Origin of the sequence: Bradyrhizobium sp. PMVTL-01 (genome assembly GCF_051861855.1) — a bacterium.
Classification (GTDB): Bacteria; Pseudomonadota; Alphaproteobacteria; order Rhizobiales; family Xanthobacteraceae; genus Bradyrhizobium.
In genome coordinates this window covers 5,595,900-5,606,359 of sequence record NZ_CP193982.1, presented here as the reverse complement: position 1 = coordinate 5,606,359, position 10,460 = coordinate 5,595,900, and the positions used below count along the sequence as shown (strand labels likewise).

Here is a 10,460-nt window from a genome sequence, read left to right as displayed (position 1 = left end):
CGAGATCGGGGGCGTTGATCGCCCGTTCGTTGCGCATCTTGCGCTGGGTAGCTGCGCCGGCTGCGTTGCCGTGATGGAGTGCGTTACAGACCGAGCCGGCGATGGTGTGCCAGACTGTCACATAGCGACCGGCAGGGTGCTCAGTGATCCGCCGCCAGCCGTATCCGCCGGGTCCGAGCCTGCCCAATCCGGGCCGGCCGCCGCCGGCGCCGCTTCGGCCGTGAGGGGCGCAGCCTTCGCGTAAGGCTTGGCGAACAGATGCACGCCGTCGTGATTGATCGCGAACAGCGGCGCGAAGTTGAGGTCGCCGTTGTCCTCCCGCAGGCCCGCCCAGCGGTTGTCCAGGATCATCCAGCGGCCGCCGAGACGAGCCGCAAGCACCGCGTGGTCCTGCCGGACGGCACGGTCGCGGACGAGGAGCAGGCGCATGTCCGTATCCGGGTAGCCCGCTTCGCGCAGTGCGGCGTATTTGGCGATCGCATAATCTTCGCAATCGCCCTTGCCGGTGGCAAAGCTCGCCAATGGCGAACTCCAGCGATCGAGCTCCCGATGCTGGACGAGATCGCTGACATAGCGGATCGCGCTGTTGACGCCGAGATTGACCTCCTCGAGCTGAGCACGCCCCGACTTCGCCTTGACCGCACCGACGAGCCTGAGGAACTGCGCAGCGTTAGGCGGGCAGGTCGCGGCATCGGAGCGGCAGCGCTCGAGCAGGGCCTGCTCGCTCGCGATCTCTGCTTCAACCGCGCGCCATTTGCGCCAGATGGCGTTGTCAGGTGCCCGGAACGCGAACAGGCCGAAGGGTTCATTGCCGACCGGCGGCGCGCCGGCCGGAGCGTCGGTCTCCGGCGCGGCATCCGTCGCCGTGGGGGAGGACGGCGTCAGTGCCGCCAGACGGACGGCATTCGGCCCGCGGCCACGCTCGCGGTCGAGCTTTGCCAGCACCGCGTTGATCGTGAAGAACGTCGCGGGTGCCCGGATGGTTTCCGCCCCGGATGACGCGATCTCGCGCGGCTCGGCCGGCTCGACCTCGGCTGCAAATGCGACCGAGGTCGCAGTACCGCCGAGCGAAACCAGCATGGCCGCCGCAAACGCCAGAATGTCCTGCCGTCGCCGTCCACAACGCGACTTCATTGACCGTCCCCGTATTTCGGGACGTCGCCGGCGTCTTTACGCGCCTGGTCATCATCCCGACCTGTTTATCGGGAGCCAGCGTGCGCGTAGGCGCGCTTAAGTCGGGTTAAGACCTGGGAGGATGCAGCCGGGAATGAGCCGGTGGGATGAACCGCGCCCCACCGGCGATGCTAAAGCTTGCGATCGTGCGTTAAGGACGCATTAAACAAGGCGATTGGATCTAGTGCTCGCGCAGGGCCTCGTCCCGCAAGGTGCGGGCCGGCTTCAGGATGTAGTCGAGAACGCTCTTCTTGCCGGTCAGGATCTCGACCGTCGTGATCATGCCCGGAATGATCGGAAGCGGAGTTTCCTCCGTGCCGAGATGGTTCCTCTCGGTGCGAACCATGACGCGATAGTAGGTCTCCGGCCGTTGCGCCGCCTCTCCTTTGTCGTCGAGGATCGTGTCGGCGCTGATCCGCTCGACCTTCCCGGCAAGATGGCCGTAAACGGAGGAGTCGTAGGCGGAGATCTTGACCACGGCATCCTGGCCCGGGCGGATGAACGCGATGTCCTGCGGCCTTATCTTGCCTTCGACCAGCAAGGTATCGTCGAGGGGAACGATGTCCATGAGGTTCGCGCCCGGCTGAACGACGGCGCCGATCGTGGTGACGTTCAGCTTGTTGACGATGCCGCGAACCGGCGAACGCAGATCGGTCCTGCGCACCCGGTCCTGAGCGGACTTGATGTTCTCGTCGAGGACCGCGAGATCGGCCCTTGCCTTGGCGAGGTCTTCGTCCGCCTGCGCCCGGAAGGTCGAGATCGTGGTCGCAATCTTCGCCTTGGCTTCGGCGATCTGCCCTTTCGCTTCTGCGGATTGGCGCTCCAGCCGGAGCATCTCGATTTCGGGAACGACCTTCTGCTCGTACAGCTTGCGCGTCAACGCGAGCTCTCGATCGAGCAGGCCGGATGTCTGAGTCAGCCTCGTGATCTGCTGATTGAGAACGTCGACGTCCTGCGCCACCTTGAGCGCGCGCGTCTTGAATACGCTCCGTTCTGTCGTCACGGCAGCGGGGACAACGCCCTCGATCTGGTCGGGAAAGACGATCTCGTTACGGCCCTTCGCTTCGGCGTCGAGCCGCGCGAGGCGGGCCGCCATCGAGGCACGGCGCTCCCGTATCTCGCCGAACTCGGAAGCGAACTTGGTGTCCTCGATCCGCATCAGGGACTGCCCCTGCTGAACCACCGCGCCCTCCTGGACGAGGATGTCGCCGACGATCCCGCCTTCCAGGGATTGCACGACCTGGATCTGCCGCGAGGGCACGACCTTGCCATTGCCGCGCTTGACCTCTTCAAGCACGGCGAAATGAGCCCAGATCAGGAATGTGGAGAGGAGGGCGAGGAACGCCCACAGCAGCATGCGGGAGGTCCGCGGCGTTCTCAACTGAACGGCCGCGCGGATATCGTTGGCGTAGGCGAAATCAGCTGACATTGGACTTCTGCGCCGGCGAGACGTGTTGAACCACTCGGGGATTGACCGCCGGCTCGGCCGACGGAGTCTTGCCTTGCAACAGGCTCAAGACGTGATCGCGCGGCCCGTCGGCGACCAGGCGGCCGTTGTCGAACAGCAGCAGCCGGTCGACCATGGTCAGCAATGAAAGACGGTGCGTGGAGATGATGATGGTCATCTGCGCGTCGTCGAGCTTCTTCAGCCGCTCGAGGAACTCGCTTTCGCTGCGGACGTCGAAATGGGCGGTCGGCTCGTCCAGGAACAGGACCTTGGGCTTGCGGATCAAGACGCGCGCGAGGCCGATGGCTTGCTTCTGGCCGCCCGAGAGGCTGCGTCCGCCCTCCGCAATGGGCATGTCGTAGCCCATGGGATGACCTGCGATGAAGCTTTCGACGCCGGCCAGGCGCGAGGCCGCGAGCACTTCCTCGTCGGTCGCGGCCGGATAGCCCAAGGTGATGTTGTCGCGCAGCTTGCCGAAGAACAGATCGGTGTCCTGCATGGCAAAGCCGATACCGGCGCGCAGGTCGGCGGGATCATACTGGCGCGAGTCGACGCCATCGACCAGGATGCGGCCATCTTGCGCCTCGTAGAACGAGAGCAGTAGGCGCCCGACGGTCGTCTTTCCCGAACCGACGCGGCCGATAATTCCAACGCGCTCGCCGCTCTGGATCTTGAAGGTGACCTTGTCCAGCGCCTTTGCAGGCGCATTGGGATAGGTGAACGAGACGTTCTCGAAGCTGATGGTGCCCTGGTCGATCTTTCTGGCGACATAGGTCCGTTCCGGCGAACGTTCCCGCTCCAGGGTCATGAGCCGATCGATGGATTTGAGCGCCGAGAAAGTTTGAGTGCCACGGGTGATCACGGAGGCTATGCCCGCGATCGGCGCCAGAACCCGGCCGGCGAGCATGTTCGCCGCGACCAGTGCGCCGACCGTCAGGGTGCCGTTCTGGATCAGAAAGACGCCGATCACGATCATGAGCAGGCTGGTCAGCGTCTGCGCCGAGTTGGCTGCAGTCAGCGCCAGGGACGACCAGAAGTGCACGGCCTCGCCGGAGCGGGCCGTTGCTGCGACCGAACGCTCCCAGGCCGTCTGCATCCTTGCTTCACCGCCCGAGGCGCGCACGGTTTCGAGGCCCGCGAGCGATTCCACCAGCACGCCGTGGCGGGCCGCCGACTCGGCTTGCAGGCGCTTCATCGCCCGATTGAGCGGACGTTGCAGCACGAGGCCAATCCCGATCATGACGGGCAGCATCAGGAGCGGCACCCAGGCCAGCGGCCCCGCGACCACGAAGAGAACGGCGACAAACAGGATCGCAAACAGCAGATCGGTTGCCGAGACGACGCTGCCCGAGGTGAAGAACTCGCGAACGGAATCGAAATCGCGAAGCTGGTTGGCAACGATGCCGACGGATGTCGGCCGCTGCGACATCTTCACGGCCATGACGTGTTCGAAAATGTTGGCAGCAAGGACGACATCGATCGTCTTGCCCGTAACGTCGATCATCTTGCTCCGGACCATCCGCAGGATCAGATCAAAGACGATCGCAAGACCCATGCCGATCGAGAGCGCGATGAGCGAGGGGATCGCTCCGTTCGGGATGACCCGGTCATAGACGCTCATCGTGAAGAGCGGCATGGCCAGCGCCAGAATGTTGATCAGCAGCGCCGCCAGCGCGATGTGTCCGTAATTGCGCCAATGGGCCTTTACCACGGACCAGAACCAGTGCTGCCGGGGAAGGCTGCCGGCCGCAACGGCTCGCGGGTCCGACTCGGCGGCTGCCCGCACCAGAAACGCGTAGCCCGTATATCCCGCAGCAATGGCGTCGAGGGTCAGCATCTCAGGCACATACGGCCGGTTGCTGGGGTCGATCACCCTTGCGGCACGCTTGGCCTCGTCGATGCTAAGCAAGACCAGCGTCGTTCCGTTCTTCATGATCAGCACGACCGGAAGGACGAGCGGCGGGATGTCCAGCAGCTTGCGTTTGGTGGCCTCGGTCTCAAGGCCTGCGCGGCGCGCGGCGCGTTCGTAGAGCGCGACCGACAGGCGCCCGTCGAGGATCGGCAGGCCGCCGAGCAGGCCGTCGCGTGTCACGGCTCTGCCGTGATGTCCGGCCAGAAAGATGAGCGAGTCCAGCAGGGGATCGCTTTGTTTCGCTGTGACTTGCGCGGCGCGCGCCGACGCTGCGGACACTTCGCCGATGTTGTCCGGGCGCGCACCTGGGGCCGAAGCCGTCTTTGTTTGACGAAACAACAAGCTGATATGCCTTAAATGAAAAGCGATGACGCGAACTTGGCAAAGTCGTCGCGAGACTACGACGAATGGCGAGTTAATTCATTTACTTATTTGGGCGGTCGGGATTAACGATTAACAACCGCGCGCCCGGAAGGCTATCCGTGCGTTATCGGGGGCGCATGAAATAGAAAAGCCCGCACAAATGTGCGGGCTTGCTCAATGGTGATTCGGCCGACGTTGCTATTTTGTAATCGGCGAGAATGCGGTCAGCAGCCAGTGGGGCCGCTCGGCCGCGGCATATGAGCTGCGCTGGTCGGCCGCGCTGTCGAGCATGATCGGCCCGCCGGAGCCTTGCCGCTGCTGCACAAACCAGGCCGACACGCCGGCAACCTTGGCTGACGACGGCTCACCGGACCAGCGATCGCCGAAAGCTGACGTGGCAGGCCCGGTCGCAGCATAGGACAGGCGGACGGGGGCTGCCGTCGGCGCGGGGACGGCAGTCCGCAGCGGCTCCGGACCGCTCTGCGGCAGCGTCCAGCGGAACGTCGGCGCCTTGTAATCCGGCAGGCCGAACAGGTTGAGATCGGTCGGGGCTGCGTCGACGGGCGGCGGCGCCTTCAGATACTCGATCAAGGTTCCCGTCGCAGCGAGCAGCTGGTAATCGGCGAACACCACGACCCCTCGCGCCGAGGTCAGCGAAACCTGCGCATTGAAGAACTGGTTCTGGGCGTTCAGGAGGTCGATGAGCGAGCGCTGGCCGAGCTCATACTCCTTCTGGAAGGCGGCAATGGTCTTTCGGGCGGCCTCCAGCTCGCTGGTCAGCGCCGCAATTCGGGTCTGGGTGACCGTACGGGCATTCCAGGCCTTGTCGATCGACTCATACGCATCTCGCTGCAGGCGGGCGTGCCGTGCGGTCGCTTCCGTGAACCGTTCGGCCTTTTCCGAGCGATTCCAGGCGTCCTGGCCGCCCCGGAAGATGTCCCAGGACATCACCACCTTGCCGCTGTAGTCCTCATGGGTGACGGCAGGCGAGCCCGGGGCCGCGACGTAGGGGAAGGAATTGTCGTAATGAGTCGCCCGACCCTCGAGATAGAATTTCGGGGCAAACAGGCCGTCCGTGGACTTGAAGGCGTGCTTGGCGGCATCGACATCGGACTGGGCCGCGTTGATCGTCGAGTTGAACCGCAACGTCACCGCCAGCGCTTCATCCCGGCTGGCCGGGAGCCCCCGCAGCGGGCCCGGGAAACGCACGTTGTACGGCTCTATGCCGACGACCTTGCGGTACTTCGCCCGTGCGTCCTCGAGGCTGCGGCGAAATTCGGCGAGCGCCGCGCGAGCGCTTTCGACGCGTTCCCTCGACTGCTCGAGGTCGCCTTCGCCGGCCCGGCCGCCCGAAAACCGCGAGTTTACATTCGAGAAGATCTTCTCGTGATTGGCGACGTTCTGCTGGGCCAGGCTCACCAGGCGCATATAGCGCACGACGTCGATGTAAGCTTCGGCGGCGTCGAGGGCGATGAGCTCGGTGCGTTCCTTGACGCGTGCCGCGGCGGCGTTCACCCGCGCATTCTGACGCCACACCTCGTGGATCGAGGTGAAACCATCAAAAAGGAGCTGCCGGACGACGACGGCTTCCTGGCTTCCGTTCCGCCACGGCCCGGACCCCGTCGTTGGAACGGCAATGCTCGGAGCTACGAAGCCGGGCGATTGATCGAACTTCTCCGGGCCGTAGCTGGCGTCGATGCGGATCTGCGGTAACAGCGTACTCTGGGTCTGGCGGAGCTCGCTTTCGGTTGCGCGGCGGTTGGCTGAAGCCTCGCCCACCCCCGGGTTGGTCTGCATCGCCTGTTTCAAGGCGTCGTTGATTGAAAATTGCTCGGCTTTCGCGGGGGCGACGGCCAGGATGATCGTTGCGAAGGCTAAATGCGCCGGCTTCATGGTCCCCACCAGAAAAGGCTTTTAACAAATATTATTGCGTGGGAACAATTAGCAAAATGCTACGGCCGCACCTATGACATTTCAGTCACAGCTTGTGGCAATCGATCCGACGTCTCTTGCGTGAACGACACAGTCCCCAGCCCCGGCGGCCCAATTAACTGCCTCAGGCGAGGAAACAAGGCCTTCTGCGGCGCACAAATTCCGCATCTAATCTGCGCCGTAGCAACCTGATTTCCCTGATCAATCGCGCTGCTGCTGTGCTGCAATGTGGCTGTCGTTCAATTGGTCCGTTCCGGGTGTTGCAGGCGGGCCACGACGTTATGCGCCGCTGGCTGGATGCGGCCTCCACGCCGCAGTTGGAAAGCGCCGGGTGGCCGCACCATCCGCTTTCGTCGATTCGGATCCGGTTGCCCTGATCCGCCCGCGCAGGTTGCCGGCAGGGCGATGTCCCCGGTTCCATCCTCATGGCCCGGGCAGTACGCCCCCGGGAATTACCGGCACGCGCATTCAAGTTAAGGGCGGGCAGCGACAGCAGCCATCCCGATGCAAACTTTGCTTAAGGTGTCAGACACATAGTGAATGCATTTCAGCGAAGAGGTTGAAAGGCATGAATTATGAATTCAGATCTTCGAGCCGAGGTGGAGAGCCTCATGCAAGATATCCAGAAGCGCCAACGGCACATTGAGGACCAAGTGTTTCTCATCAACATTCTCGAGCGGGACGGGCACATCACGCTCGACCAACAGGCCACCCTCGGATTTGAACGCAAGCAGCTTGCGCTTCAAATGGAGCGGCAGACGAACCTGCTCTTGAAGGCGCGGATCCGAGCCTAGCGCCATTCATTCTCAGGCAGGGCTCCCGGCGGCGGCTTGAGTTGCTCGAGCCCGTCGTCGATCGCCCGAATGTCCTCTTCCATCCGCTCGATGCTCCGGCTCGGATCGATGCCTGACACGGTCCGGAGTTGCTCGAGCAACTGGCGCCGATGCTCGCGCAGTTCTTCGAGCCCACGCCGGTCCTGCAGCACCACATGAGAGGCAACGATCAATTCTATGGATGATGGCAATGCAATACCTGTCGATTAAATGTTTCGATTAAAGCGTTTATCATAGAGCATTAGGTGAACCGGAACAGATCGTCTTCATCGACCTTAGGACGATGAGGATCTGCCGGAAGCAGTGTTGTCGTCTCGTTGGCGCAGATGCACAAGTCTCTTGCTCTTCGTCCGAAGGGCGCCATGGCCAGCCGGAAAAAACCGCTCGATCCCTGCTCTCCGCAGGAGCGCACACGGCAGGACGGCGCGATTCGTCCGCGACGACGCATCGCGCTGGTTTCGGTGCTCGACTGCCGTGTCGAAGGATGTGCATCGCGCGGGCGGGTTCTTTACGGCCGGCGTTAAGATCATTAATTTCATTTCGCTATTTTTTGATTTGTTTTGCCCGGGTCAGCAGCCATTTCGCCAAGGCAATTGCAGACGATGTGTGATCGTTGCGCGATCTTCGACAGGAAGATTCAAAGATTCAAGGAACTCTTCGTTCAGCTGTCCGATTTCGATGACGGCCCGCTCGAGCAGATCATGTGGAGAATAGCGAGGCTCCGGAGCATGAAGGCTGCACTTCATCACAAAGACGCATCGCCCGATCCTCCTTCATGAGCACCGGGAGGGAAATGCAAAAACCGGTTGGCCGAGTCTGCGATTTCGTTGATCTAGGTCAAAGCAAATCCGCATCCTTGGTGAATCACGCAGAGTGTATGAACCAGCCCCGCAGCGCATCAACCGGCCGGTTGAGATTGCGGGAAAAAAGGAAAAGCGTTCGCCAGAACGTTGATGAAGCCTTCTTTCGAGATTCCACACAGCAATATCCGGCGAGATCATCGGGCGCTTATCACTGCGTGCACGCTTCGATGGCAGGAGGGGCTTGGCAGGGTCGGGAAAAATAGGCAATATTCAATTTTTGGACTTTGACGTATGCCAGCTTATCTCGTCCGCTTAATCGACAGTCATCAGATCGTTGGCCTTTTCTCCGCCGATCATCCCAGAAGTCTTGCCCATTCAGTCCAGGAATGGACGGAGCGGGACCGTTGCGAATATGTAGAATTGCCAGCCGGCGGCCTGGTATGGGGGGAGGCTGCGGTTCGGGTGCCTATGAACCCGGGCATCGAGAGAGATGCCGACTGGAACTTGCCCGAATTGCCTTTCACGAGCGCGACCCTGTCTGAAACCTGGCTCAATGTGCTCTACGGCTACACGCCCGGGCTTCGTTGGACGAAATTCAGGGCCAGGAAGGCAGCGAAATCGACATCAGCCGAGCTTCCAGAGCCGGTGAGCTCGGCGCAAATCATTCCTCTGCGACCGCGCTCCCCGGCAGACGGCCAGGCGAGAAGATGAGCAATGACGGCTGAGAAGCTGCGTAGTCACGTCACCTACTTGACTGAATTGGGACCGGATTCCGAGGGGCGCGACGTTTTCGTGGGCCTCACTTACGGAGAAACTGTCTGGCTGATCGACTTTCGCGAGCGGCGTGCGCGCGGTGAGCCGGGATGGAACCGGGATCACGCCGCTGCTCGCGAGCTGGCAGCAAGGCACAATACAGCACACATCGAGATCGTGACCGCACAGGCGGAAAAGCGTTTCGAAAACCCGACCATCCATTAAAGCGCGATGGGCCGCGCAGCCCCGTCCTGCGGATGCAGATCATCCGCAGGATTCATCTCGTATCATCCCTTCATCTCGTATTCCTTTCGACGATCCTCAGCGGCAGACATATGTCCCGTTGACCAGCACGCGAACGCATGCCGTGCCTGCGGCGGCGGCGCCAACGGCCGCGGTCCCGACCACCGCGCGCCTGGTGGTCCGGCGTGCCACGCCGGCGACTGACACGGGAGTCAGGGGACGTCCGACCCGCGCATCTGCCTGGCTGAAGGACAGCGATGGTCCCTGGCTGGATGATCCATCGATCGAGACGGACATGCCTGCACCGACCAGGATGGTCGCAACAAGCAGCTTACCGAACATACCACACGTCATGACGACCTCCGTCTTTGCGGCAATGGTGTCGACTGACCCACGGGCCGGCGGGTGAACCGTTGATCAAGATCAAGGGAACGGTCCGAAATCCACCGAGGTCATCAGGTCAGCTTCAACGCCAGATGAATCGTCTGAGGATCCCGCTTCGCCGCAGGGCCGAAGCCGAGCCTCTCGAAGACGCGGCGCATCGCGGTATTGTCCGACAGGACCTCCGCGGTCAGCGCAGTCAGCCCGGCCTCGCGCGCGAGCGCGATGAGATGTTGTGCCAGCAGCGTGCCGACGCCACGGCCCTGCCAGGCATCGACAACGACAAAGGCCATTTCTGCGCAGCCGGGCGCCGCGACGACGTAACGGCCTCCGCCTATGATGACGTTGCGGCCCGCATCGTCCGCGCAGGCAACCAGCGCCACGTGAGTCTGGAAGTCGATCTCCATGAAATAGGCGCGCTCGCTATCCGAGAAATGTCGCTTCGGTGCAAAGAAACGACGCTGGCGTGTTTGCATGCTGGTCTGCTCCAGCGCATCGAGCATCCCGACCTCATCCTCCGGCCGGAGTGCCCGGATCTCCACCGGGGTTCCGTCACGTAGCGTCGCCCGGCAAGTGAAACTCGCTGGAGTCCCCATCGGGCGTCCTTTCCCCGTTCAGCC

General features: G+C 62.6%; 10 protein-coding genes. 3 read left to right on the top strand and 7 right to left on the bottom strand.

The window, feature by feature from the left end:
- Positions 1–117 precede the first annotated feature (117 nt).
- The 4 genes from ACRQ5Q_RS27365 to ACRQ5Q_RS27350 form a co-directional block, all read right to left on the bottom strand.
- Positions 118–1,134 (bottom strand): transglutaminase-like cysteine peptidase, encoded by a 1,017-nt coding sequence (locus ACRQ5Q_RS27365; RefSeq protein WP_439392981.1) that lies wholly within the window; start codon positions 1,132–1,134, stop codon positions 118–120.
- 220 nt (positions 1,135–1,354) lie between these two features.
- Positions 1,355–2,602, bottom strand: coding sequence for an HlyD family type I secretion periplasmic adaptor subunit (locus ACRQ5Q_RS27360; RefSeq protein ID WP_439374594.1), 1,248 nt, complete (start codon positions 2,600–2,602; stop codon positions 1,355–1,357).
- Positions 2,592–4,811, bottom strand: a complete 2,220-nt coding sequence (locus ACRQ5Q_RS27355) for a type I secretion system permease/ATPase (protein ID WP_439392979.1) — start codon at positions 4,809–4,811, stop codon at positions 2,592–2,594. Before ACRQ5Q_RS27355 ends, ACRQ5Q_RS27360 begins: the two co-directional genes overlap by 11 nt.
- A 282-nt stretch (positions 4,812–5,093) precedes the next feature.
- Positions 5,094–6,788, bottom strand: a complete 1,695-nt coding sequence (locus ACRQ5Q_RS27350) for a TolC family outer membrane protein (protein WP_439374596.1) — start codon at positions 6,786–6,788, stop codon at positions 5,094–5,096.
- Between the two features lie 650 nt (positions 6,789–7,438).
- Here ACRQ5Q_RS27350 and ACRQ5Q_RS27345 point away from each other — a divergent pair.
- On the top strand, positions 7,439–7,621 hold the full coding sequence (locus ACRQ5Q_RS27345) for a hypothetical protein (protein WP_439374597.1): 183 nt from the start codon (positions 7,439–7,441) through the stop codon (positions 7,619–7,621).
- Here ACRQ5Q_RS27345 and ACRQ5Q_RS27340 read toward each other — a convergent pair.
- On the bottom strand, positions 7,618–7,815 hold the full coding sequence (locus tag ACRQ5Q_RS27340) for a hypothetical protein (protein WP_439392977.1): 198 nt from the start codon (positions 7,813–7,815) through the stop codon (positions 7,618–7,620). The two genes, ACRQ5Q_RS27345 and ACRQ5Q_RS27340, sit on opposite strands and share 4 nt — an antisense overlap.
- Positions 7,816–8,754: 939 nt before the next feature.
- Between ACRQ5Q_RS27340 and ACRQ5Q_RS27335 the strand changes: the two genes are divergently transcribed.
- Both ACRQ5Q_RS27335 and ACRQ5Q_RS27330 read left to right on the top strand, forming a co-directional pair.
- Complete coding sequence (locus ACRQ5Q_RS27335) at positions 8,755–9,174, top strand: hypothetical protein (protein ID WP_439374599.1); 420 nt, start codon at positions 8,755–8,757, stop codon at positions 9,172–9,174.
- A gap of 3 nt (positions 9,175–9,177) precedes the next feature.
- A complete protein-coding gene (locus ACRQ5Q_RS27330; RefSeq protein WP_439392975.1) occupies positions 9,178–9,441 on the top strand; it encodes a hypothetical protein in 264 nt (87 codons plus the stop codon).
- 96 nt (positions 9,442–9,537) lie between these two features.
- Here the strand turns inward: ACRQ5Q_RS27330 and ACRQ5Q_RS27325 are convergent, their stop codons facing one another.
- On the bottom strand, positions 9,538–9,813 hold the full coding sequence (locus tag ACRQ5Q_RS27325) for a hypothetical protein (protein ID WP_439374601.1): 276 nt from the start codon (positions 9,811–9,813) through the stop codon (positions 9,538–9,540).
- A gap of 101 nt (positions 9,814–9,914) precedes the next feature.
- Positions 9,915–10,343: a GNAT family N-acetyltransferase gene (locus ACRQ5Q_RS27320; protein ID WP_439374602.1), complete on the bottom strand. Its 429-nt coding sequence runs from the start codon at positions 10,341–10,343 to the stop codon at positions 9,915–9,917.
- Positions 10,344–10,460: the final 117 nt, after the last annotated feature.

Bases quoted from the DNA above. Each gene is read 5' to 3' on its own strand.
- ACRQ5Q_RS27365 (WP_439392981.1), bottom strand. From the start codon at position 1,134: ATGAAGTCGCGTTGTGGACGGCGACGGCAGGACATTCTGGCGTTTGCG.
- ACRQ5Q_RS27360 (WP_439374594.1), bottom strand. From the start codon at position 2,602: ATGTCAGCTGATTTCGCCTACGCCAACGATATCCGCGCGGCCGTTCAG.
- ACRQ5Q_RS27350 (WP_439374596.1), bottom strand. From the start codon at position 6,788: ATGAAGCCGGCGCATTTAGCCTTCGCAACGATCATCCTGGCCGTCGCC.
- ACRQ5Q_RS27345 (WP_439374597.1), top strand. From the start codon at position 7,439: ATGCAAGATATCCAGAAGCGCCAACGGCACATTGAGGACCAAGTGTTT.
- ACRQ5Q_RS27335 (WP_439374599.1), top strand. From the start codon at position 8,755: ATGCCAGCTTATCTCGTCCGCTTAATCGACAGTCATCAGATCGTTGGC.
- ACRQ5Q_RS27330 (WP_439392975.1), top strand. From the start codon at position 9,178: ATGACGGCTGAGAAGCTGCGTAGTCACGTCACCTACTTGACTGAATTG.
- ACRQ5Q_RS27325 (WP_439374601.1), bottom strand. From the start codon at position 9,813: ATGACGTGTGGTATGTTCGGTAAGCTGCTTGTTGCGACCATCCTGGTC.
- ACRQ5Q_RS27320 (WP_439374602.1), bottom strand. From the start codon at position 10,343: ATGCTCGATGCGCTGGAGCAGACCAGCATGCAAACACGCCAGCGTCGT.